This is a genomic window from Levilinea saccharolytica (genome assembly GCF_001306035.1).
Lineage (GTDB): Bacteria > Chloroflexota > Anaerolineae > Anaerolineales > Anaerolineaceae > Levilinea > Levilinea saccharolytica.
This window is the reverse complement of the sequence record NZ_LGCM01000002.1, coordinates 1-22,906: the sequence shown is the minus strand read 5'-3', so window position 1 is coordinate 22,906 and position 22,906 is coordinate 1. Positions and strand designations below refer to the sequence as shown.

Annotated in this window: 19 protein-coding genes; 11 read left to right on the top strand and 8 right to left on the bottom strand. The window is 57.1% G+C overall.

All coding sequences use genetic code 11. The features are described from left to right. Nucleotides 1-237: 237 nt before the first annotated feature. Nucleotides 238-705 (bottom strand): GyrI-like domain-containing protein, encoded by a 468-nt coding sequence (locus tag ADN01_RS00155; protein ID WP_062417953.1) that lies wholly within the window; start codon nucleotides 703-705, stop codon nucleotides 238-240. Nucleotides 706-822: 117 nt separating this feature from the next. On the opposite strand from ADN01_RS00155, the gene ADN01_RS00150 reads away from it, so the two are divergent. From ADN01_RS00150 to ADN01_RS00110, 9 genes are all read left to right on the top strand, one after another. Then, complete coding sequence (locus tag ADN01_RS00150) at nucleotides 823-1,794, top strand: helix-turn-helix transcriptional regulator (RefSeq protein WP_075070821.1); 972 nt, start codon at nucleotides 823-825, stop codon at nucleotides 1,792-1,794. Between the two features lie 149 nt (nucleotides 1,795-1,943). Continuing rightward, nucleotides 1,944-3,206: a nuclease-related domain-containing protein gene (locus ADN01_RS00145; protein ID WP_062417950.1), complete on the top strand. Its 1,263-nt coding sequence runs from the start codon at nucleotides 1,944-1,946 to the stop codon at nucleotides 3,204-3,206. Nucleotides 3,207-3,427: 221 nt separating this feature from the next. Beyond that, entirely contained in the window at nucleotides 3,428-6,493 is a 3,066-nt protein-coding gene (locus ADN01_RS00140) for a BPTD_3080 family restriction endonuclease (protein WP_062417949.1), read from the top strand. Next, a complete protein-coding gene (locus ADN01_RS00135) occupies nucleotides 6,490-6,885 on the top strand; it encodes a GxxExxY protein (RefSeq protein ID WP_236690943.1) in 396 nt (131 codons plus the stop codon). The genes ADN01_RS00140 and ADN01_RS00135 overlap by 4 nt, the downstream gene beginning before the upstream one ends. A 779-nt stretch (nucleotides 6,886-7,664) precedes the next feature. After that, on the top strand, nucleotides 7,665-10,520 hold the full coding sequence (locus tag ADN01_RS00130) for a site-specific DNA-methyltransferase (protein WP_075070820.1): 2,856 nt from the start codon (nucleotides 7,665-7,667) through the stop codon (nucleotides 10,518-10,520). A gap of 95 nt (nucleotides 10,521-10,615) precedes the next feature. Continuing rightward, nucleotides 10,616-10,795, top strand: coding sequence for a GYF domain-containing protein (locus tag ADN01_RS18970; RefSeq protein ID WP_075070819.1), 180 nt, complete (start codon nucleotides 10,616-10,618; stop codon nucleotides 10,793-10,795). Next, complete coding sequence (locus ADN01_RS00120; RefSeq protein ID WP_082389692.1) at nucleotides 10,725-12,686, top strand: hypothetical protein; 1,962 nt, start codon at nucleotides 10,725-10,727, stop codon at nucleotides 12,684-12,686. Before ADN01_RS18970 ends, ADN01_RS00120 begins: the two co-directional genes overlap by 71 nt. Before the next feature lie 73 nt (nucleotides 12,687-12,759). After that, on the top strand, nucleotides 12,760-13,200 hold the full coding sequence (locus ADN01_RS00115; protein WP_062417947.1) for a hypothetical protein: 441 nt from the start codon (nucleotides 12,760-12,762) through the stop codon (nucleotides 13,198-13,200). Between the two features lie 41 nt (nucleotides 13,201-13,241). Beyond that, nucleotides 13,242-13,610 (top strand): YtxH domain-containing protein, encoded by a 369-nt coding sequence (locus ADN01_RS00110; RefSeq protein ID WP_062417946.1) that lies wholly within the window; start codon nucleotides 13,242-13,244, stop codon nucleotides 13,608-13,610. A 74-nt stretch (nucleotides 13,611-13,684) separates the two neighbouring features. Here ADN01_RS00110 and ADN01_RS00105 read toward each other — a convergent pair whose 3' ends face one another. From ADN01_RS00105 to ADN01_RS00095, 4 genes are all read right to left on the bottom strand, one after another. Beyond that, complete coding sequence (locus ADN01_RS00105; RefSeq protein ID WP_062417945.1) at nucleotides 13,685-14,386, bottom strand: NUDIX hydrolase; 702 nt, start codon at nucleotides 14,384-14,386, stop codon at nucleotides 13,685-13,687. Between the two features lie 11 nt (nucleotides 14,387-14,397). Next, nucleotides 14,398-15,735, bottom strand: a complete 1,338-nt coding sequence (locus ADN01_RS18965; RefSeq protein WP_147239020.1) for a hypothetical protein — start codon at nucleotides 15,733-15,735, stop codon at nucleotides 14,398-14,400. Between the two features lie 21 nt (nucleotides 15,736-15,756). Then, nucleotides 15,757-16,467, bottom strand: coding sequence for an NUDIX hydrolase (locus ADN01_RS00100; RefSeq protein WP_062417944.1), 711 nt, complete (start codon nucleotides 16,465-16,467; stop codon nucleotides 15,757-15,759). A gap of 285 nt (nucleotides 16,468-16,752) precedes the next feature. Beyond that, nucleotides 16,753-18,369, bottom strand: a complete 1,617-nt coding sequence (locus tag ADN01_RS00095; RefSeq protein WP_062417943.1) for a bifunctional ADP-dependent NAD(P)H-hydrate dehydratase/NAD(P)H-hydrate epimerase — start codon at nucleotides 18,367-18,369, stop codon at nucleotides 16,753-16,755. Nucleotides 18,370-18,484: 115 nt separating this feature from the next. Here ADN01_RS00095 and ADN01_RS00090 point away from each other — a divergent pair, with 115 nt between their 5' ends. After that, nucleotides 18,485-20,035, top strand: coding sequence for a spermidine synthase (locus ADN01_RS00090; RefSeq protein ID WP_062417942.1), 1,551 nt, complete (start codon nucleotides 18,485-18,487; stop codon nucleotides 20,033-20,035). After that, nucleotides 20,032-20,688 carry a TIGR01906 family membrane protein gene (locus ADN01_RS00085; RefSeq protein ID WP_062417941.1) on the top strand — a complete coding sequence of 219 codons (657 nt, stop codon included), beginning with the start codon at nucleotides 20,032-20,034 and terminating at the stop codon, nucleotides 20,686-20,688. Before ADN01_RS00090 ends, ADN01_RS00085 begins: the two co-directional genes overlap by 4 nt. 37 nt (nucleotides 20,689-20,725) lie before the next feature. Here ADN01_RS00085 and rnhA read toward each other — a convergent pair whose 3' ends face one another. The 3 genes from rnhA to ADN01_RS20245 all read right to left on the bottom strand — a co-directional run bounded on the left by rnhA (nucleotide 20,726) and on the right by ADN01_RS20245 (nucleotide 22,779). Next, on the bottom strand, nucleotides 20,726-21,220 hold the full coding sequence (rnhA, locus tag ADN01_RS00080; protein ID WP_062417940.1) for a ribonuclease HI: 495 nt from the start codon (nucleotides 21,218-21,220) through the stop codon (nucleotides 20,726-20,728). A 23-nt stretch (nucleotides 21,221-21,243) separates the two neighbouring features. After that, a complete protein-coding gene (locus ADN01_RS00075) occupies nucleotides 21,244-21,936 on the bottom strand; it encodes a 2-phosphosulfolactate phosphatase (RefSeq protein WP_062417939.1) in 693 nt (230 codons plus the stop codon). Between the two features lie 108 nt (nucleotides 21,937-22,044). Next, nucleotides 22,045-22,779, bottom strand: a complete 735-nt coding sequence (locus tag ADN01_RS20245; RefSeq protein ID WP_082142727.1) for an ABC transporter ATP-binding protein — start codon at nucleotides 22,777-22,779, stop codon at nucleotides 22,045-22,047. Nucleotides 22,780-22,906 lie beyond the last annotated feature (127 nt).

Sequence of the window (22,906 nt, the reverse complement as noted above, 5' to 3'; positions counted from 1 at the left end):
CGCTGAAATAAAACCGGCATCCGAAATCTCCTTTTTGTAAACTCCTATTTATAATATATCAAATAATATGTAAAGTCAACCTGTATTTTAATTGGCAGAAGGGAAGTACCATCTTAGAAACTTGTGCGTCCGCGCATGCGGTAAAGCTGATTCTCCCCCAGCCAAAATGCCGCCCGCTGGGGTGAAGAGTCCGGCAGGAGCGCACAAGACCCTCCACCCCGTTTTCAACCGATTCCCCTACTCCCGAATGGGCAAGTACAGCTCAAAAACGCTTTTCGAAAGGTCCGGCTCCAGAGGGTTGAACAGCCGTTCCAGCCACTGATGGTGGGCGGCCTGGTAGGGGCTGGCCTCGCGCCACTGCACCAGCGCCTGCCAGACAGACCCGATGGCTTCCAGGTTCTCAAACCGCGTCACTGCATATAGGCCCCCGCCAAACTGTACCTCTTTCAGATCGCCGCAGGGCTGAACCCCCGCGGGCACAGCCACCCAGATTTCATAGCCGTAGTTGGGGCTGCCCGCCGACGGACTGGGGTTGTTAAAGCCGTAGTGCGGGTAGGTGGTTCCGTACCCTTCCAGCAAACCCTTTTCCTCCATAAATGCAGCCATTTTCTTCATGGCTATTTCCTCCGGCGCTGCGCCAAACCCGTAGGCGCTGATCATGCGCATCTTCGGCAGGGTTTCAATACGAACTTGCAGGTTGCTCATAGGTTGACTCCATAAGTGTGAGGGATTGTGCACGTGCAGCTTAAGTCTAGCATCCATCCCTGACATCTCTTGTCAGGGATTCAGGTTATAATGTGCCTACACTCAGGAACCTTACCCATGCGCGCCGACCGCCTGCTCTCCATGCTCATGCTCCTGCAAACCCACGGGCGCTGCACCGCCCGCCAGCTTGCCAGCCAGTTGGAAGTGTCTGAACGTACCATCTACCGCGATGTGACCGCCCTATCCACCGCCGGCATCCCCGTGTACACCGAAGGCGGCCCGGGCGGGGGCATCACCCTGCTGGAAGACTACCGCACCGATCTCACCGGGCTGCGGCCTGAGGAAGCCCAGGCGCTTTCCCTCCTGTCCATCCCAGAGCCACTCGCTCGTCTGGGGGTGGGTGACGCCTTGAAAACTGCCCTGCTCAAGCTGTCCGCCGCCGTTCCCGCCGCGGCCCGCGGCCAGCAAGAGCGCCTCCGCCAGCGCATTCATCTGGACGCGCGCGGGTGGTTTCATCAAGAAGAGCCCACCCCCTGCCTGGAATGCCTTCAGCAGGCCATCTGGCAGGACCGTCCGGTACGGATGGTGATCCGTGGGGAATTTGGGGCGCAAATCGAACAACTTGTAGATCCGTACGGGCTGGTGGCCAAAGCCAGCCGCTGGTATTTGGTGTTTGCCAGCGAAGGCCGCCTGCGCGCCCTGCCCGTGATGCGCATCCTCACTGCCGAAATGAGCGCAGGCTGTTTTGAGCGCCCCGCAGATTTTGACCTGCAGGCCTTTTGGAGCGCATGGAGCGCGGCCTATGAGCAGGCCGGGCGCGCCCACTTTGCGGCGCGGGTGGCGGCCGCCCCCGAACTGGTTCATAGCTTAACCCTCGGGCAGCCCCCGCACCTGCCCCTTCCCGCCGCCCCCACCCCGCGCGCCGCCTGGCAAGAGCTGACCATCACTTTCGACTCCTTTGAGACGGCGCGAACCCAGCTTTTAGGTTACGGCGGGGCCGTGGAAGTGTTGGCACCCTTCGCCCTGCGCTGCAGTCTGGCGGATTTCGCCCGCCAGTCCCTGGCGGTCTACGCCCCCGATGAGGGGTGATGGGTGGGTCTCCTGGGAACGCATCACCCGCGTCCTCAAGCTCTGTCCTTGAATGAATCCATGTATACTTCAATAAATCGCTTCTAGCCCGGGGAAACGCAGCACACCACCCGCCGCAGCCGTCATCTTGTATGGGAACCTCTGCTCCTATGAAAACCTACCGCCCTGAAATCCTCGAAGCCATTCGTTTGCAGAAGGAAGGCCAAACCGAAGCGAGCCGCCAACTGATCCTCTCCTACCTGCACGAAAAAGAGGACATGATTGACGCCTTACTGTGGTTAGCGCGCGCCTCCGACCAGCCGCGCGAGGCCATCGCCGCCGCAGAATTGGCCTTCATCATCGCACCAGACAACGAGATTGCCCAACGAGCAGTGACCAGCGTGGCACAGAAATTCGCCGGGAAAGACCTGCGCGCCCCGCAGTTCGAGCTGCTGCGCCTGACCGGCATGACGGAAGCGCAGGCCAGGTCGGTGTATTGGCCTTTCAAAAAACTGAATGCACCCATCGGGGTGCTCCTCGATGAAAAGAAAATCACCATGCAAGATCTGATATGGGCAGCAGACAACGTCCAGGACGGGCTCATTAAGCAAGCTGCCCGCACCATCTTGCTGACCCAGCTGCACCAGGGGGACTTGAAAGCCCCACCCAAACCCCTCAAAGCGTTGGAAGGCCGGGAAAATTTGGAATACCGAGAGCGGGTCGCGAGTGTAAATACCGGTATTTACCTCGGGTTTGTGGTAGCCTTAGCAATCCTAACTATGGTATTGTGGATCGGAAGCTCGTTTTTCAATTGGACAGATAATGGATGGGTGACACCTCTTAACCTGGCTGCTTTTGTCATTGCATTCATCTTACTTCGGCTGGCTGACCGGGCGACAAATGAAATGGTCAATTACAAAACCGGCCGCCGGGGGGAACGCCGCGTGCTGGACCTGCTGCGCGCCTATCTCGCCAGCCCGTGGGTGCTGGTGCATAACCTGGAATGGCCGAACCGCAAGTGGGGAGACGCCGATATTATCCTGGTTGGGCCAGGGGGTATCTGGTGCCTGGAAGTCAAAAATTACAGCACGCGCACCCGCAACATCGGCGACCGCTGGCAGTATAAATCGCGCTTCGGCTGGCGCAACACCAGCAAACACCCTGGAAAGCAGGCGCGCAGAACCGCCCAGACGGTTCAGACCTATCTGCAAAATCACAACGTGCTCGTCAGATGGGTTCAGCCGGTGGTAGTGTGGGCCGGGGAGGATGACCTACTCACGGTGGAAGACCCCGCCGTGCCCGTCTGGAAGCTGGGTGAGCTGGAGACCCAATTGGAGATCCTCTGGCGGCAGGAAAAGGTACCCACCGAGGAAATTGATAAAGCAGTCGCCCTGTTTGAAACCATCATCCGCAAGGCGCACGAAAAGAAGTAGCTGCGGGGGAAACGCCGTATTGACATTTTTGCCTTCCTCACCTAGGATTAACGGTAAGCTTCCACTGAGGTGGCTTTTGTCTTGATTCAACAACCAGGTGGGGAATGGCAGCAGCATAACCCGAAATTGCTGATATTCGACGGCCCGTCACTTCTCTTGAAACGCACATGGATGTTTGCTATCCATACGGACATTCTGAATTTCGTCAAAGGCGCGTAAACATGGATAACCAGTTCTTTACCCACCCGATCCTCAATTCCCCCTACGAATACCCTTCCCGCCATTGGGAACTGGACAAGGACGGGCAGCCCACCCAGCGAATCTTTGAGCGCCGGCGTCCTGCCGAATTTATCACCCCCATCCCCAAGCCCAAGAAACAAAAATCCAAGAAACCAGACCCCTACACACAGGCCCTTTTAGCGCTGGACGAAGGCAAAGGGCTTTCCACCCCCCAACAGCAGTACGATTTAACTGGAACGATTAACCTCGTCCGCTCCTATGTGGATCAGTGGCGCAAAATTGCCGACCCCAGCGATTGGAAAGTGACTCCCGAAACCGCCCGCCTGCTGCAGCACTGGCGCAGCCATCCTTATGCCAGCATCCGGCCTTTCTTCTGTCAGGTCGAGGCCGTCGAGACCCTCATCTGGCTGACGGAAGTGGCCCCCAAAGGCGGAAAACGAGAAAAAGAACTGCTCGAACGCCTGGAACAGGTCAGCCAGGAGGCCAACCCTGGGCTTTCCCGTATTGCGCTGAAAATGGCGACCGGCTCGGGAAAAACCACGGTGATGGCCATGATCATCGCCTGGCAGACGATCAACGCCCTGCGCTACCCCACCAGCAAACGCTTCGCCCGCGGCTTTCTGGTGGTGACCCCCGGCATCACCATCAAAGACCGCCTGCGCGTGCTGCTGCCCAACGACCCGGATAGCTATTACGCCAGCCGCGAACTGGTGCCCAACGACTTGCTGCCAGAGCTGGGCAAGGCCAAAATCATCATCACCAACTACCACGCTTTCAAGCTGCGCGAGCGCATGGAGCTTTCTAAAGGTGGGCGCGCCCTGCTGCAAGGACGCGGCGAGGCCCTGAACACCCTGGAAACCGAAGGCCAAATGCTTCAGCGGGTCATGCCGGAACTGATGGGCATTAAAAATATCCTCGCCATCAACGACGAAGGCCATCACTGTTACCGACAAAAGCCAGAGGAGGACAACGGTGAGGATTGGAGCGGAGAAGACCGCGAAGAAGCCGAAGCCAACAACGAAGCCGCCCGCCTGTGGATCAGCGGCCTGGAGATGGTGGCCCGAAACCTGGGCCTGGAACAGGTGATTGACCTGTCCGCCACGCCCTTTTTTCTCAAAGGTTCCGGCTATGTCGAGGGAACCATTTTCCCCTGGACGATGAGCGACTTCTCGCTGATGGACGCCATCGAATGCGGCATTGTCAAGCTGCCCCGCGTCCCCGTGGCCGATAATATCCCCGGCGGCGACACGCCCAAATTCCGCAACATTTGGGAGCATGTGGGCGGCAGAATGCCCCGCAAAGGCCGCGGAAATGCCGGAAACCTCGATCCGCTCAGCCTGCCGGTGGAGCTGCAAACCGCCTTAGACGCGCTGTACGGCCATTACGAAAAGACCTTTCATCTCTGGCAGCAGGCTGGCATCAGCACGCCTCCCTGTTTCATTATTGTCTGCCAAAACACGGCCATTTCCAAACTGGTGTACGACTTCATTTCCGGTTTCCAACGTGAAAGAGAAGACGGCTCCAGCGATGTGGTGCCCGGCCGTTTGCCTTTATTCAGCAATTTTGATGAATTCGGCCGCCCTCTGCCGCGGCCCAACACCCTGTTAATTGACAGCCAGCAGTTGGAATCGGGGGAAGCCCTGGATAAAAACTTCCGTGCCTTCGCTGCGGATGAAATCGAACGCTTCCGCCGTGATATCCTCCAGCGCACCGGTGACCAGCGCGCGGCGGAGATCATCACCGACCAGGACTTGCTGCGCGAGGTGATGAACACCGTGGGCAAAGCCGGCCGCATGGGCGAATCCATCCGCTGTGTGGTGTCCGTCTCCATGCTCACCGAGGGCTGGGACGCCAACACCGTCACCCACATTTTGGGCATCCGCGCCTTTGGCACCCAGCTGCTGTGTGAGCAGGTGGTAGGGCGCGCCCTGCGCCGTCAATCCTATGACCTCAACGAAGAAGGTCTTTTCGATGTGGAATATGCCGACGTCCTCGGCATCCCCTTCGATTTCACCGCCAAACCGGTCATTTCACAGCCGCAGCCCCCGCGTGAAAGCGTGCACGTCCACGCCGTACGCCCCGAACGGGACTCCCTCGAAATTCAATTCCCGCGGGTGATGGGCTACCGCGTTGAGCTGCCCAATGAACGCCTGGAAGCGCGCTTCACCCCCGATTCCACCCTGATGCTCACCCCCAACCTGGTGGGGCCTTCCATCACCCAAAATTCAGGCATCATCGGCGAAGCCGTCAACCTGAACTTAAAACACCTGGGCGATGTGCGCCAGCCCACCCTGCTCTTTCACCTCACCAGCCGCCTGCTCTACACTTACTTCCGCGACCCCAATCAAGAACCGGAAATGCATCTGTTTGGGCAGCTCAAACGCATCACCCGCCAGTGGCTGGACCAATACCTGATTTGCAAGGGCGGCACTTACCCGGCGCAGCTGCTTTACCAGGAGCTGGCAGATATGGCCTGCGCCCGCATCCACACCGCCATCAGCCGCCATTTTCAAGACACCCGCCCCATCCGCGCCGTGCTCGACCCCTACAACCCCACCGGCTCCAGCCTGTTTGTGAATTTCTTTTCCTCCAAACCCAGCCGCTGGCAGACCGATTCGCGCAAATGTCAGATCAACTGGGCCATCCTCGACAGCGACTGGGAGGGCGAATTCTGCCGCGTGGTCGAAGATCACCCGCGCGTGCGCGCTTATGTCAAAAACCAGGGCCTCGGCCTGGAAGTCCCCTACCTGTTCGGTTCCACCCAGCGCATCTACATCCCCGATTTTATCGTTCAGGTGCAGGATGGGCGCCCGGATCCGCTGAATCTCATTGTAGAGATCAAGGGCTTCCGCGGCGAGGACGCCAAAGAAAAGAAGGCCACCATGGAAACCCGGTGGATCCCCGGCGTGAACCACCTGGGAACCTACGGGCGCTGGGATTTCATCGAGCTGACTGACGTATTCCAGATCCAGGATGAATTCGCCGCAGCCATCGAAACGCGCGTAGTGGCCAATGCTCTGCCTTGTGAGAAAGGAGCTCTTCCATGATGGTGAATGCATGGCCTCCGCCCCCACCGGACGAACTCACCGGAAAAATCATTGGAGCTGCGATTGAGGTTCATCGCCATTTGGGTCCTGGCTTGCTGGAAACGGCTTATGAGCGCTGCCTGGCCTACGAGTTACGGTCTTTAGGCCTGCATGTGGACGAACAACTGCTGCTGCCCCTCGTATACAAAGACCTGACGGTTGAGACTGCCTACCGCATAGATCTGTTGGTGGAAAACCAGGTTTTAGTTGAACTCAAAGTCGTGGAGCAGTTGACCGGGGTGCACGAGGCTCAAATACTTACCTATCTGAAATTAGCAGATCGAAAGATTGGCCTGCTGATCAATTTCAATATGAAAATTCTAAAGCACGGCATTCGCCGGTATGTGCGGTGATTAATTCGAGAGTAGTTTCACGGAGATACACAGAGGAAGAACTGATATGCTAATACCTTCGCTTTTCTCTGTGAATCTCTGTACCCCTCTGCGTGCCTCTGTGTTCCTCTTTTACACATCGATTTCACAGAGATACACGGAGAACCACCGAGATGCACAGAGGAAGAACTGATATGCTAATACCTTCGCTTTTCTCTGTGAATCTCCGTGCCCCTCTGCGTTCTCTGTGTCCTGCTCCCTCACCAAAGCTACACGGAGATACACGGAGAACCACCGAGATGCACAGAGGGAAAATGAGTGAACGAAATTCTTTAAAATCTCTGTGTGTCTCTGTGCCCCTCTGTGAGCCTCTGTGTTCCTCTTTTACACATCGATTTCACAGAGATACACGGAGAACCACCGAGATGCACAGAGAAAAAACTGATATGCTAAAACCTATGGGTTTCTCTGTGAATCTCTGTGCCCCTCTGTGAGCCTCTGTGTTCCTCTTTTACACATCGATTTCACAGAGATACACGGAGAACCACCGAGATGCACAGAGAAAAAACTGATATGCTAAAACCTATGGGTTTCTCTGTGAATCTCTGTGCCCCTCTGTGTGCCTCTGTGTTCCTCTTTTACACATCGATTTCACAGAGATACACGGAGAACCACCGAGATGCACAGAGGGAAAATGAGTGAACGAAATTCTTTAAAATCTCTGTGTGTCTCTGTGCCCCTCTGTGAGCTTCTGTGTTCCTATGCCTTCTCTGTTCTACCTTTAGCTAAGGACTTTTCTCATGGCTGACAAGAAAAAAACAATCGAAACCATCCGCCACACCAGCGCTTCCCGCCGCCACATCCCCACCGCCGAGCTGCAATCCGTCCTCAGCGAAGACCAGCTCACCCCCGTGCAGGTGGCCTACCAGCGCCGCAACCCCGACCTCGACCCCCAGCTCATCTGGCGCGGCAAAGACCTGCTGGACGATTCCGACCTGGTGGTGCTGGCCCCGCCCATCTACATCCAGGAAAAAATCCACCCCAAGGTGCTGGTGGATGATCTGCGCCGCCAGACCGAAGCCCGCAAGAAAGAACTGGAGCCGCAGCAGTTGGACTTCTTCTCCGACTTCAACGGCCTGCCCCAAAGCCCCGATGCCCGAACCGAGTTTTACCAGCACGACGCCAACTGGACCAACCGCATGATCCTGGGCGACAGCCTGCAGGTGATGGCCTCGCTGGCCGAGCGCGAGGGCCTGCGCGGCAAGGTGCAGATGATTTACATTGACCCGCCCTATGGGATTAAATTTAATTCCAATTTCCAATGGTCAACTACCAGCCGGGATGTGAAGGACGGAAGCTATGATCAAATCACAAGGGAACCGGAGCAGGTTAAGGCTTTTCGAGATACGTGGCGAGAAGGAATTCATTCATATTTATCGTATTTGCGTGATCGCTTAATTTCCGCGCGTGATCTTCTTTCTCCCACAGGATCAATTTTCGTTCAGATGGGCGATGAAAACACCCATTTGGTACGAACCTTATTGGATGAAATATTTGGAGAAGACAGGTTTATTGCTGTCATAAATTTTCAGACAGCCCCTTACGAGACATCTAATTACTTAGCATCGGTAATAGATAATATCCTCTGGTATTCTAAGTCCGAACAGGTCAAGTATCGCCCCTTATATAAAGCAAAATCTGAAATTAAGACTTTCAATTTATACCGTCAAGCGTTGTCAGAAGACGGCAGAACTAGAATAAATTTAACCCATGACGAAATTGAGAATGGGATCACCGACACTTCATTTCATCAATATCGACTTGTAAGTTTAATTTCACAAGGTGCGGCCGCAGAAAAACAGCCATTCATCTTCGAAGGTGGTATATATTACCCTCCCGCTAATAGCCATTGGAAAGTCACATTAAACGGGATGCAAAGAGTAGCTAAAGCATCTCGAATTCAATCCACTCGTTCATCGATTCAATTCCGCAGTTTCATTGATGATTTTCCAATCTCAATAACCAATAACATTTGGACTGATACTATTACAGGTAGTTTTCATGAACCTAAGGTATATGTTGTTCAAACAAACCCTGAAGCAATAAAGAGATGTATATTAATGACCACGGATCCAGGGGATTTAGTTTTGGATCCCACCTGCGGCTCTGGCACGACCGCCTATGTGGCCGAGCAGTGGGGCCGCCGCTGGATCACCATCGACACCTCGCGCGTGGCCCTGGCCCTGGCGCGGGCGCGGGTGATGGGTGCGCGCTACCCCTTTTACCTGCTCAAAGACAGCCGCGACGGCCAGCAAAAAGAAGCCGAGCTCACCCGCACCCTCCCGTCCAATGACCCCACCTACGGCAACATCCGCCAGGGCTTCGTCTACGAGCGCGTCCCCCACATCATGCTCAGCACCATCGCCAACAACGCCGAAATTGACGTCATCTACGACACCTACCAGGAACAGATGGAGCCAGTTCGCGCCCAAATCAACGCCCACTTTCAGCAAAACTGGCAGGAATGGGAAATCCCCCGCTCCCAGCCTCCCTCTCCCTGGGAGGGAGAGGGCAAGGGTGAGGGTCGCCAGGGTGAGGGCGGCCAGGCTGAAGGCGGCCAGGGTGAGGGTGGCCAGGCCCTGCTGGCCGAATGGTGGCGTCTGCGCATCGCCCGCCAAAAAGAAATTGACGCCTCCATCGCCGCCAAAGCCGAATACGAATATCTCTACGACAAGCCCTATGAAGATAAGAGCAAAGTGCGCGTGGCCGGCCCCTTCACCGTCGAAAGCCTCTCCCCCCACCGCGTGCTGGGCGTGGACGAAAACGACGAACTGATTGATTTCGTCGCCGAGGGCAAAGCCGGCTATGCCCCGGGGCAGAGCTTCGAGCAGATGATCCTGGAAAATCTTAAAACCGCCGGGGTGCAGCAGGCCCACAAAGAAGACCGCATCACCTTCTTCTCCCTCACCCCCTGGCCCGGCACCTACATCTGCGCCGAAGGCCGTTACTTTGAAGGCGGCAAAGACAGCGGGCGCGAGCGGCGGGCAGGCATCTTCATCGGCCCCGAATTCGGCACCGTCAGCCGTCCCGATCTGGTAGCCGCGGCGCGCGAGGCGGGCGACGCCGGTTTTGACGTACTGGTGGCTTGCGCCTTCAATTATGACGCCCGCTCCACCGATTTTAGCCGCCTGGGCGCCATCCCCGTGCTCAAAGCGCGCATGAACGCCGACTTGCACATGGCTCAGGATCTCAAGAACACCGGCAAAGGCAACCTGTTTGTCATCTTCGGCGAACCGGATATAGATATCCGCACCCTCGAAAGCGGGCAGATTCAGGTCAAAGTCAACGGGGTAGACGTGTTCGACCCCTCCACGGGTGCAGTGCGCAGCGACAGCGCCGAGGGCATCGCCTGCTGGTTCATTGATACCGACTACAACGAAGAAAGTTTCTTCGTGCGCCAGGCCTACTTCCTGGGGGCCAACGACCCCTATTCCGCCCTCAAGACCTCGCTGAAAGCTGAGATCAATGAGGAAGCCTGGGCCACCCTCAACAGCGACCTCTCGCGCCCCTTTGATAAACCCGCCTCCGGGCGTATCGCCGTCAAGGTCATCAACCATCTCGGCGATGAGGTCATGAAAGTCTTCCGGGTTCCGTAGCCACGCGCCCTTTCCCCTTTAAAAATCCCCCCGCGCGCTGGCCCGCGGGGCTATAATCATGCTATCCCCACCGCACCCAACCCCAGGAGGCGCGCATGGCCAACGACCCTAGCTGGTACCTCAACCGACCGCAAGGCAAGAGCGGCCCGCACACCTGGGCCGAGCTGCAGTCCCTGGCTGCCCAGGGGCAAATCTCCCCCCAGGATGGGGTCTGGAACCCCGCCGCCGCGCGCCCCCGAAAGCCTGGAACTGGAGCTCTTCCGCGAGGATTCTGACCCCGCCGAGGTGGAAGGCTCCGATTACCGCTCCCGCGGGGTGATCCTCTCCGGCCCGCTGGAGAGCCTGCAAGGCCCCCTGCAAATTGGCCTGAGCGTGCCGGATGAATACCTCTCCTCCGGCGACACTTACCTGATCCTGGAAGAAGAGGTGCTCTCCCCCAGCGGCGGCCCCGCCGTCAACGTGCGCGTGCTGCCCACCCAGGTGGATGCCGAAGCCGGTCAACTGCTGGCCGTGCTGGAGAACTCTGGCACCGGCCCCGTGGGCATGTCCTCCGGCGCGGGTGTGCTCGCCGCCCAAGCCCGCCGCCCCGCCGCCCAGGCCGCCGCCCCCACCGCCGTCACCATCCGCGCCGAGAACGGCTGGGTGTTCGACGGCTTCGTCTCCGATCACTTCCGCGTCAGCTACCGCGGCCGCGTGGTCAACGCCGAAATGGTGCGCCGCGGCGTGGAACTGCTGGAAGAGCAGCGCCAGCTCATCGAAGACTACAACTTCACTTTTACTGGCGTCACCGTCACTGAAGTCACCCTGCAGCCCCTCAAAGATAAAGCCGGGCTGTTCGTCCCCAGCCGCCTGGGCGCATCCAGCTGCACCCTGCAGTTGGCCAACCGCTTCTTCTACGACGAAGGCTTTTTCACCGACCAGTACACCGAGCTGCAGGCCACCGTCGGCCATGAACTCCTTCACCTGGCCCAATTCACCGCCGACCCGCGCTGGGCCGCCACCAAAGCCGTCTCCCCCCTGCCCACCCTGTGGCTGGATGAGGCCGCCGCCACCTGGTTTGAGGCCGCCGCCGTGGGCAACCCCGACTACATCAGCCCCAACGCCCAGCAGAACGTCCGCTTCTTTGAAAACCCCTTGTTCGGTGCCCCGCTGGATCAGGCCCAAAATCACGGCTACGGGGCCAGCTTCTTCCTGCGCGCCCTGGCCGCCCGCTACGGCGAGCGCTGGGTAGCGGAGATCTACAACCAGCTCCGCGCCGGAACCCCCTCCGGCACGGCCAACGAAGCCCTCTACAACGCCCTCGACCAGCAAGGTTCCTCGCCCGGCCTGGAATGGGTGCCCTTCTTGGAAACCTTCTTCACCACCCCCTACATCCTTTCCGCCGACTTCGGCGGTCCGCCCATCTCGCATGCAGCCGCCATCCAGGCCGCCCGCACCGCTGACGGCAGCGACTACACCGTCAGCTTCACCCCCAATCAAAAGCTGAACGCCGCCGCCTCCACCGCCTCCGGCACCCTTCTGGCGGGCGAACCCGCCTCCCTGCAGGCCAGCTTCAGCCTGGGCGGACTTTCGGCCGCGGCCCTGTCCCTATCTTTCTCCGAAAAAGACGACACCCTGGAGGCCTTCACCCAACCCAGCCAGGTGATCATCGCCGTGGACGCCCCCGCAGACGCCGGGGTGCTGGTCTACGGGCTGGAGAGTTCCTCCGGCCTATATTACCCCCTGGCCGGAGCGCCCTTCGCCTATCTTTCCTCGCGCGACCCCGCCAGCCAAACCGGCTCGCAAATGTTCATTGAAGATTTCGGCCCCGACGGCTCCGGCAGCGGCCTCAGCCAACTGCTGCTGATCCCCTTCAACAGCCGTTCCAGCTTGCGCGACCCCAACCAGACCGCCAACATCACCCTGCAGATCACCTTCCTGGGCAGCCTGCTGCCCCCGCCGGTGGTGGACGATTACCCGCCCCCCGAGGAGTTTTCCACCGAGCCGCCGCCTGCCGACAACCCCACTACCCCGCCCGAATCCAGCCATGTGTGCCAGGGCATGACGGTGGAAACCCTGCGCAGCCCGCTGATGCACACCTCGCGCTGTTGGCTGACCTGTTTTGGCATCGGCAGCGGCACCCCCTCCGACGCCGAAATTCAGGCCTGCATTGACGCCAACCAATGATCGCTGCTCGGGTACAATTCTTATATAATTCCAATCAAACGGATGTTTAAAAATGATATAATTGAGGTTAATTATGACTGAAATGACCGAAACCGAACCCACCCCCCTGCCCCCTCCCAGCGAAAGCATCACGCCGGAAGACCGCCGCCGCATGATCACCATTGGGGTGGTGGCCGTGCTGATCCTGGCCGCCCTCATCGCCGGGACGGTCGCCCTGGTCAATTCCGGCCCCCAGGTCACCAGCCAGGTGCGCGATATCTTCATCATCTTCATGGCCCTCGAGGCCCTGGTCATCGGCGCCGCCCTGGTCATTTTGGTCATCCAGCTGGCCATCCTCATCAATTTGCTGCAAACCGAGATCAAACCGATCCTCGATTCCACCCAGGAGACCGTGAGCACCCTGCGCGGCACGATCGCATTTTTAAGCAACAACCTGACCGAACCGGTGATCAAACTTAATGAATATCTGGCAGCGCTGCGCAAACTGTTTGACCTGCTCCGGCCTGGCCGCTAACCAACGGACTTTCGATCAGTACTCAGAAAAAGGAGAGAATGATGTCTAATCATGATGAATTTGGTGCGTTTTTGGTCGGTTTTGTGGTCGGCGGCCTCACCGGCGCCGTAGCCGCCCTGTTAATGGCCCCCCAGTCGGGTGAAGAGACCCGTGCGGTCATCAAAGAGAAAGCTATTGTCCTGCGCGACAAGACCGGCGAAACCGTGGACGAGGCCTATGCCCGCGCCGAAGCCGCCGCCGCCGAAGCCCGCGCCCGCTTTGAAGAGCTGGCCGAGACCACGAAGACCCGCGCCTCGGAACTGAGCCAGAAGGGCTCTGTGGTTCTTGAGGAACAGAAAGCCAAGATTACCTCGCGCATCGGCGCTGCCAAGAAAGCCGCGTCTGACACGGCCGAAGAAGCCGCCGCCTAAATCCCCTTTCCAAGCTTACAATTAATCGGGGCTGTCTGGAATTTACAGACAGCCCCTTCGCTATTTATTACTGCCTAGATTAACCTGCGAAGTTTCGCCCGTGTGTATGCAGCGATTGTGAACCCATCCGTGATCTCTGCATTTGCGATCATGCTTTCCAATTCCTCAACCGCCACCCAGCGAAGTTTATCAACACCAATCTCTTCATTCACCACAGGATCCTGGTTAACTCGTGCTAAGAACAGCCAAATTGGGTTGCCTTCCAGGCCAGTATTGTTGAAATATAAGCCCAGATTGACCAGTTCATCCACCTCAACGCCGATTTCTTCCTGGACTTCAACACTGGCCTGAGTTTCTGCTGCTACGCCTGGTTCACCAAAACCGCGTGGAATTTCCCAGTGCCATCCGCGAGTGGCATGGCGGAAATTGTGCATTAATAGAACTTGATTATCCTTCACTGGCAGAGTCACCACGCCTGCTGCTCCACCCTCAAGATAAGCGCGATTATATAGTCGGATATACCCGCCGCGAAATCCACCCGGAAATTCAACTAAATCGCGAAGGATAACCACGTAAGGGTCATTACAAATGATGCCGATATCCGCCCATTTTGGATCCTTAGCGGAACGGGTCAATTTTGTTCTTTGTTCGACTTGCCAAACTTGAATTGCGGCCTCATCTTTGATGATTTTTATCGGTGCTTGGAAATTTTCCCCCAAATAGGGGACTTGCTCCAAAATGGAAATATAGTTATCGAACGTGTCATTATAGGCCATTTTATTATTACCTAAATACCCTGTTCAAATGTTTGCCCATATTCAATTAGATTAGCTTTATCCCGAGAGTAAACCCACTGTCTTCTAACCAAATCTAGAGTCTGGAGAGGAATATTTATTATTTTTGTCGATACCGCTAAGGAAAACCCATCCGGATCCATCAAGTCAGAATCAATTGAAGCACCACCGCCAACAACCTTGACGACATCCTCGATAGTAGGCCTGATCCTGTACTCTCGAAGAATTTGCGTTAATAGATTGTCCAGTGCTCTCCGAGCATCTGTAATAGATGATTTTCTTCCAAGTTCCAGATCCCAAACCTCACGAATCCATGCTTCCCTGTACTTGCTAAGGTTGTTATATTTTCTTCCAAAATCAAACCAACTATCTTTTGCCAAAGCTTGCAAGGTTGCTTGTGATAGTTCTTCGACAATTATCGTTCCGGTTCTATCTCCTCTCACTGCTATCTCTCCGATATCAAATGAATCACAATAGTGCTGTTTTCCTATTGCTCTATTGTAGACTTGTAAAAATTGTCCCCATAACAGTTCCAGTTTTTCCTCAGCAGGAGTTGTTGGTCTTCGTGCAAAAATTCTAGTTTTTTGAGCGATTTCATTTTGCAACTTACTTCGATCAGGATATTGCTTTGTAATTTCGTTTTCTATCGAACTGATTACACTATCAAAGACCGGGTCTCCGGTACGGATAATTCTAAACCTTTGTTTATTTATCGCATCACTCAAAACATCTTGGAAGTTAAAAACCCCTTCCCAAGCGCGGAAAATATTTGGGGGTAGATTTTCCATATATCTTAGAACATCGATTTTTTGTTTTATGGCGTCCTTAACAATTTCTTCATCTGCATAATTTACTGCATTTAGCAAAAAATCATCCCATCTTTCAAAATCCCTTCCGCTATTTTGTGCGCTTGATAATGATTCTGCAACTTTAGTTTTAAGGTAATCCGAGCTAAGAGAACTAAAGAGGAATCCATTTGGTCTATTTTCTCGATAAATCATTGTCTTTAGAGTATCGGCTACCGTTCTTTTCCTCTGTCGGATTTCAATTAATGGAGCACCACCACCGATTGAAAGTAAACGAATAAAATTCATGAAATCTTCACGTTTTTCATTGTGTAAAAACAATGTTTGAAAATACGATCCATCAAAAAACATCGCATCTGTAAGTATAATGTTTCCTCCTAGAAGAATATCCAGCCGTAACCTTGCGGTATAGTGATCAAGAATGACCAGGTAAGGTAGCTTTCCCGGGTTATTATTAATTACATAATCTAAATATGCTGCTTGTTTTACTGAATCATATTGTCCACCAAAGTACCGTCCAGGCATAATTTCCTCCCTAACAAATTACTAGATAGAATGATGTTTATCGTTGATCCTTAATTCCAACAAGGCAAAAGCCCACAACGAAAACCAATCAGCGAGTTTCCCTTGTCTCACCAGGTCCTCCAGTTCTGCCAGAGAAACCCATCGGTAGCTGGCTAGTCCTTCGCCAGCGTCTAGAATAATTTCCTGTTCGGGATCAAGTTCAGCAAGGAAAACAGCAGTCCCTCCTTTTTGTTCATTCACGTGAGTCAACAAAGTCAAGCGCAAGGCTTTCGCGCCGATCTCCTCTTCTAATTCTTTTTGGGCATTCTCTTCAGCGCTTAAACCCGGTTCTCCAAAACCTCGCGGAAATTCCCAACTCCAGTCACGTTCTTCATGACGAAATTTTCGTATCATCAACACCTGATCATTATGGATACACATGATCACCACATTAAAACCACCTTCTCCGCGGCTCATGCGATTGATGAAACGGATGTAGCCGCCTACCTTGCCGCCGGGAAATTCCACCAGGTCGCGTACCACCCAAAACCACTGGTCTTCAGACAAGACGCCGATTTCGACATAGTGTTCTGGTAGACCTTTGTCTTGCATTTCAGACTGTAGGCGCATTTGTTCAAAACGGATTCTCTCTGCGTCTTGAATGATCCTGATTTCACCTGGCTCATTCAGGTTGCGAAATAGGTCGGGACGTTCTTGCATAAGCTGCAAGTATCGATTGAGAGATTCATCCATTGAAACCTCAAAATTTTTCAGCAATCTATATGAAATTGGCAAGCAATAGCTCGGTTTCTAATTTATTAAATCCCCAAACCGTGATACAGATAGCCAAAATGATCACCCCCGCAAGCAACCGTAGAGTATCTTTATTACAACAACTGACTTAGGAAACCCCCGAACAAATTACAAAAATGTGAATTTCTTGTCCACTATGGATCAAGTCTGATTTTAGGAGTTATTCATGATCCTATTATCCCACTTCTTAAATGATTATACATAATTGTGATCAATTGTCTACACCTAAAACAGGCTCATCACCGCCGGAATCAGCGGCAACAGATCGCCCGCCACCACCGAAGCCTCGGCGCTGGTGCGGCTGGCCGCCAGGCCCGCCTCGCCGTGGATGAAGGCCGCGCACACCGCCGCGTCAAAAGCCTCCAGCCCCTGGGCGCGGAAACCGGCCGCCGCCCCCGCCAAAACGTCCCCCGTGCCCGCCCGCGCCAGGGCCGGCGTGGCGATGGGGATCACCGTCACCCGCCCGTCCGGCGCGGCCACAACTGTCAGGGCCCCCTTCAAAATCACCACCTGCCCCCATTCGCGGGCGTATTTCTCGGCCACAGCCATGCGCTCCGCCTGAATTTCTTCCACGCTCAAACCCGTCAGCGCCGCCATCTCCCCCGCGTGCGGGGTCAAAATGCAGCCTTCCGGCAGCCGTGCGGGCCAATTTTCCATCTTCGCCAGCAGCCGCAGCCCGTCCGCATCCATCACCAGCGGCGGCAGCGCCGCCAGATGCTCGGCAGTTTCATGGTTTTGGGCTGCACTGCCGAACCCCAGCGGATGGCGGGCGGTCTTGCTGGATTTGCCCGTCAGCAAATGGGCCAAAAATTCACCGGTGGTCTCTTCCAACCCCAACCCCGGCCCCACCAACAGGGCCGTCACCCGATCCAGATTCTTCAGCAGCAGCTCGGCCCCCGCCGCGGCGATCACGCCCATTTCATGCGGCAGCAGCAGCCAGGTGGCCTCGGGGAATTTCCCAGCTAGCGCCGCGTGCAGCGGCCCCGGCACGGCCATGCGCACCAGCCCCGCCCCCACGCGGTAAGCTGCCATGCCCGCCAGGTAAGCCGCCCCCGTGTAGGGGATGGAGCCCACCGCCGCCATCACCGTGCCAAAACTGCCCTTGTGCGCGTCCAGCGCGCGTACCGGCAGGCGCTCGCCCACCATGTCGTAATCCGCCACACTGCGCCGCAGGCCCTGCTCTGTCGGCAAATCTTCCGGCAGTTCCAGGTCAATCACCTGCAAATCGCCGATGGCCGCGTAAGCCGGGAAGCGCATCAGCCCCACTTTCACCGCGTCCATGCACAGGGTCACATCCGCCGGGATAGTTTCCTCGGCCATCTCCCCACTCTCGCAGTCCACCCCCGAAGGGCAGTCCACCGCCACCACCGTCCCCGGCGGGTCAAATTCGGCCACATGCCCCAACAGGCGCGCCGTCTCTGGGCGCAGCGGCAGATGAATGCCCGTGCCCAGCACCCCGTCCAAAATCACCGCCGCCGATTCCAGCCAGCCGTCCAGACGCGAAAATTCCGCGTCCTGCGCCATCTCCACCAATTCCGCGTCAAAATCCAGCAGGCGCTTGATCAGCGGGTGGCTGCGGTCCGGTGCGCTGGTCAAATACGCCCGCACCGTCCAGCCCATGCGCGCCAGGGCCGCCAGCGTCACCAAAGCGTCGCCGCCGTTGTTGCCGCTGCCTACCAGCCCCACCGCGATCTTTTCATCCTCGCCCACGTACAAATTTTCATTTACAAAACGCGCCACCCCCAAACCGGCTCGTTCCATCATCGTTTCATAGCTGACCCCGCGCGCGTTTGCCTCCGCTTCCATCGCCCGCATCTCGGCCACCGTCACCAATTTCATCATCCATCCTCCTCAGGCATTTTTGCAGACCGTCTGCTGTACCCCCTATTATAGCGCGCAACCGTGCACATCTTGCGCTTACGGTATAATTCAGCCACTATTCTGAAATGAGGACTTCATGCGCAAATATCTCTACCTGACGGTTTTCATCTCCGGCCTCACCTCTCTGGCGCTCGAAATGGCCGCCTCACGCCTGATGGGCAATGTCTTCGGCACCAGCAACCTCGTATGGGCCAGCATCATCGGCCTCATCCTCATTTTCCTGGCCGTTGGGTACTTTGTGGGCGGCCCCTGGGCCGACCGCTCGCCGCGCTACACCACCTTTTACCAGATCCTCACCTGGGCGGCCATCGCCATCGCCGTCATCCCCCTCATCGCCCGGCCGGTCATGCGCCTGGCCGCCAACGGCTTTGACCAGCTCCAGTTGGGCATCCTCTTCGGCTCCTTCGCCTCGGTGATGATCCTGCTTAGCGTGCCCACCATCCTGTTGGGCACAGCCTCGCCCTTCGCCGTGCGTCTGGCGCTGCAAGGCACCGTCCAGGCGGGCGGCGTGGCCGGGCGCATCTACGCCGTTTCCACCCTGGGGTCCTTCGTGGGCACCTTTCTGCCCGTGCTGGTGCTCGTCCCCCTCATCGGCATCTACCGCACCTTCCTGGCGCTCAGCATCCTGTTGATGGCCTTCGCTCTGTTTGGCCTGTGGTTCGCGGCCGGCTGGCGCAAGCTGCTGCCTTACTTGTGGGCGCCGGTTGTGGTGATCTTTTTGCTGGTGCGCGGTCTGCCCGGCACCGACAAAACCACCCAGGGCCTGATCTTCGAAAAAGATTCTGCTTACAATTACATTCAGGTGCTGGAAGAAAACGGCTACCACCTCCTGCGCCTCAACGAAGGACAGGGCGTCCATTCCATTTACCACCCCGACACCCTGCGCTACTTTGGCCCCTGGGAACAGGTGCTGGTGGGGCCTTTCTTTAACCCTGCCCCCTACGACCCCGCCAATGTGAAGCGCATCGCCATCGTGGGGCTGGCCGCGGGCACCACCGCCCGCCAGGCCACCGCCGTGTTTGGGCCGGTGCAGATTGACGGCATCGAAATTGACCCCGAGATCGTGCGCGCCGGGCAGCAGTACTTCGGCATGACCATGCCCAACCTCAACGTCATCGTGCAGGATGGGCGCTGGGCGCTGGAACACAGCCCGCACACTTATCAGATCATCTCTGTGGACGCTTACCGCCCGCCCTACATCCCCGCCCACCTCACCACCCGTGAATTTTTCCAGACCGCCCACGATCATCTCAGCGCCGACGGCGTGCTGGTCATCAACGTGGGCCGCGCCCCCGAAGACCGCCGCCTCATCAACTCCCTGGCCGCCACCATCGGCGAGATCTTCCCCTCCATCCACGTCATGGATATCCCCAACACCTTTAATTCTATCCTCTACGCCACGGTGCAGCCTACCACGCCTGACAATCTCATCAACAACATTGTCTATCTGGAAGACAGCGCCCAGGCCCACCCCCTGCTCACCGAAACCGCCCGCCTGACCCTGGCCGCCCTGCAGCCCGCCCCCGAACCCGGCGTGGTCTTCACCGACGACCTGGCCCCCATCGAGTGGATCACCAACGATATGATCGTCCGCTATCTCTTTGCCAATCCGGAAGCCGTCCAATGAAAATTCTGCGCCCCCTCCTGCGAACCCTGCTCAGCCTGGCTGTGCCCTTCTGGCTCATCCTCACCGCCATCCGCCTGCTGTTTACCCCCGCGTTTCTCAACGTGGAATACCGCCTGCCGGGCTTCCCTGCTGACCCTTACGGCTTCACCCTGCAAGACCGCCTGCACTACGGCAGCCTCTCGCTGGAGTATCTGGTGAACGATTCCGATTTGACCTTTTTGGAAGAAATCCCCCTGGCGGACGGAACGCCCCTCTATAACGCCCGCGAGTTGAGCCACATGCTGGATGTAAAAATTCTGGTGCAAAAAGCCTTCACCGTCGGCTGGGTTCTCACCGGGGTGCTGTTGGGCGTGGGGGTGTGGGCCTGGCGTGCCCGCCGTCTGGCTGGCTACGGCCGTGCCCTCAGCCGCGGGGGAATCTGGACTCTGGGGCTGGTCAGCGCCATCCTGCTGGCGGTGGCTCTGTCCTTCAACGCCCTCTTCACCCTCTTCCACCGCCTGTTTTTCACCGGCGACACCTGGCTGTTCCTCTACAGCGATTCGCTCATCCGCCTCTTCCCCATGCGCTTCTGGCAGGATGCCTTCATTGCGATGGGGCTGTTCACCGTGCTGGGCGCGCTGCTTCTGGCCTTTTTCGCGCGCAAACTGCGCTGACCCCCGCCAGAACCGCTCTGCTGTTGATCCGCCGCCCCTAGAACAACCGGGGCGGTTCTTTTTCAGCGCCCTCATAACCCGTGTCCACCTGCAAATGGTCTCCGCGCGCAGCTGCGTTGGAAAGCCGGTCGCAGCGCTCGTTGCCGGGGTTGCCCGCGTGCCCTTCCACCCACACAAAGCTCACCTGAGCGTGCCGCCGCATCTCCTGCACCAGGGCCTTCCACAAGTCCGCGTTCAGCACCGGCTTGCCGTCCGCCTTTTTCCAGGAACGCGCCTGCCAGCTTTTCAGCCAGTTTAAATTAACCGCATCCACCACATAACGCGAATCGGAATACAGCCGCACCCGGCTGCCCTCCGGCAAGGCGCGCAGACCTTCCACCACCGCCCGCAGCTCCATGCGGTTGTTGGTGGTGCGCCGAAAGCCGCCCATCAGCTCACGCTTCTGACCCTCAGCCTGAATCACCACCCCATACCCCCCCGGCCCAGGGTTGCCCAGGCTGCACCCATCCGTATACACCACCACCTCGCTCATCGGCTCACCGCTTTCATCTCAACTCACCATCCGGGCGGGGTACGCCGCACCACCAGCAGGCCGTTCTCACGCTGCACCGGCATGGCAAAATCAAAACGGTCGGCTTCCAGGCAAAGCGCCAGGTCCGCCAGCATCCGTTCGGTCCATTCATCCTGCAAATGTGCATACGATTCGCGCCAGCGCAGCCCCCGCTGCAGGTACGTCTGCGCGTCCGGTGTCTGCCCCTCCAGCAGCGCCTGGGCATAATCTGCAAAAGCGGCGTCCTCATACCCGCCCGAATTGGCCTCAGAGCCGGTGATGACAAAGCCCAGGCTGTCCACCCCCCACGACTGCACCAGCCGGACGGTGGCAGCCGCCACCACAAAGCTGCCCACCGCCATGTGCGTGGCGTTGCGCGTGCGCACGGCCCCCTGGGTTCCGGCGCTGGTGCGCTGCACCAGGGTCTTGCCGCTCAAATCCATGTGTTGAAGCTGCACCGGCGAATTCCACAAGGCGAAACCTTCCACGGGCATGCCCCCCACCTCTCCCATCGCCAACGACCCCGGCAGGCTGCGCTGGATCTCCAACACTTCTTCCACCGTGGCCGCCAGCACAATCTTTTCCGCCCCAGCCGCAAAGGCATAAGCCGCCGTGGTGAACGCGCGGATCACGTCCACCACCACCGCCCCGCCGCGGATCTTTTCACATTCCTTCAAGCCGTATTGTTCAATCTGCATCAGCGAATCACCCGTCCTTTCTGGCTGCGCCCGCAGGCGCTGGGTATCCTTAAAAATTGTAGCGCAAGAGAGACTCTTGCGCTACAACCTGCGAACAAAATATCTGGTCTAGCGGACAGCCGTGGGGTTGTCCCGATCCTGGCTGGGATCGAAGATATGGAGGTTGTCCATATTGAAGACCATCTGCGTCTGCGAGCCAATCGTCACCCGGGTGCGCGGATCCACGCGAGCCGTGAAGTTGTTCTTGCCGCTCACCAGGTACAGGAAGATTTCATTACCCATCAACTCGGTCACATCCACCTTGGCTTCCACCGGCGCAGCGTGAATGCCTGGCGGCGCGTATTCCGGGGTATGGATGTCTTCGGGGCGCAGGCCGAAGATGACTTCTTTGCCCACCAGATGCTGGTACACTTCCGCCCGATTTTCGGGGATCTTCACCGCAAATTCATTGGTGTCCACGTACAGCGCAGCGCCGTCTTTGCGGATGTGCGCCGGGAAGAAGTTCATCGCCGGGGAGCCGATGAAGCCCGCCACGAACAGGTTGTTGGGGCGGTCGTACAGCTGCTGGGGCGTATCTAATTGCTGCAGAACGCCTTTGTTCATGACCGCGATACGGGTGGCCATGGTCATGGCTTCCGTCTGATCGTGGGTCACGTAAATGAAGGTGGTCTGCAGGCGCTGGTGCAGTTTGCTGATTTCCGCACGGGTCTGCACTCTCAGCTTGGCGTCCAGGTTAGAAAGGGGCTCATCAAAGAGGAAGACTTTCGGCTCGCGAACGATGGCGCGGCCCACAGCCACACGCTGGCGCTGACCGCCGGACAGTTCACGCGGTTTGCGCTTCAAGGGAGTGGATAAAAGTTGGGCTTAGATAAATTGGTAAACATGAGCAGGGTAGTTGGGAAAGCGTTGCTTATGCAATTGGCGTTGATTAAAACAGTACATGAAGAGCTTCAAAGCTGCTTTCAGGGCT

Coding starts and splice junctions, on each gene's coding strand:
- ADN01_RS00155 (WP_062417953.1), bottom strand. CDS start 705: ATGAGCAACCTGCAAGTTCGTATTGAAACCCTGCCGAAGATGCGCATG.
- ADN01_RS00150 (WP_075070821.1), top strand. CDS start 823: ATGCGCGCCGACCGCCTGCTCTCCATGCTCATGCTCCTGCAAACCCAC.
- ADN01_RS00145 (WP_062417950.1), top strand. CDS start 1,944: ATGAAAACCTACCGCCCTGAAATCCTCGAAGCCATTCGTTTGCAGAAG.
- ADN01_RS00140 (WP_062417949.1), top strand. CDS start 3,428: ATGGATAACCAGTTCTTTACCCACCCGATCCTCAATTCCCCCTACGAA.
- ADN01_RS00135 (WP_236690943.1), top strand. CDS start 6,490: ATGATGGTGAATGCATGGCCTCCGCCCCCACCGGACGAACTCACCGGA.
- ADN01_RS00130 (WP_075070820.1), top strand. CDS start 7,665: ATGGCTGACAAGAAAAAAACAATCGAAACCATCCGCCACACCAGCGCT.
- ADN01_RS18970 (WP_075070819.1), top strand. CDS start 10,616: ATGGCCAACGACCCTAGCTGGTACCTCAACCGACCGCAAGGCAAGAGC.
- ADN01_RS00120 (WP_082389692.1), top strand. CDS start 10,725: ATGGGGTCTGGAACCCCGCCGCCGCGCGCCCCCGAAAGCCTGGAACTG.
- ADN01_RS00115 (WP_062417947.1), top strand. CDS start 12,760: ATGACTGAAATGACCGAAACCGAACCCACCCCCCTGCCCCCTCCCAGC.
- ADN01_RS00110 (WP_062417946.1), top strand. CDS start 13,242: ATGTCTAATCATGATGAATTTGGTGCGTTTTTGGTCGGTTTTGTGGTC.
- ADN01_RS00105 (WP_062417945.1), bottom strand. CDS start 14,386: ATGGCCTATAATGACACGTTCGATAACTATATTTCCATTTTGGAGCAA.
- ADN01_RS18965 (WP_147239020.1), bottom strand. CDS start 15,735: ATGCCTGGACGGTACTTTGGTGGACAATATGATTCAGTAAAACAAGCA.
- ADN01_RS00100 (WP_062417944.1), bottom strand. CDS start 16,467: ATGGATGAATCTCTCAATCGATACTTGCAGCTTATGCAAGAACGTCCC.
- ADN01_RS00095 (WP_062417943.1), bottom strand. CDS start 18,369: ATGATGAAATTGGTGACGGTGGCCGAGATGCGGGCGATGGAAGCGGAG.
- ADN01_RS00090 (WP_062417942.1), top strand. CDS start 18,485: ATGCGCAAATATCTCTACCTGACGGTTTTCATCTCCGGCCTCACCTCT.
- ADN01_RS00085 (WP_062417941.1), top strand. CDS start 20,032: ATGAAAATTCTGCGCCCCCTCCTGCGAACCCTGCTCAGCCTGGCTGTG.
- rnhA (WP_062417940.1), bottom strand. CDS start 21,220: ATGAGCGAGGTGGTGGTGTATACGGATGGGTGCAGCCTGGGCAACCCT.
- ADN01_RS00075 (WP_062417939.1), bottom strand. CDS start 21,936: ATGCAGATTGAACAATACGGCTTGAAGGAATGTGAAAAGATCCGCGGC.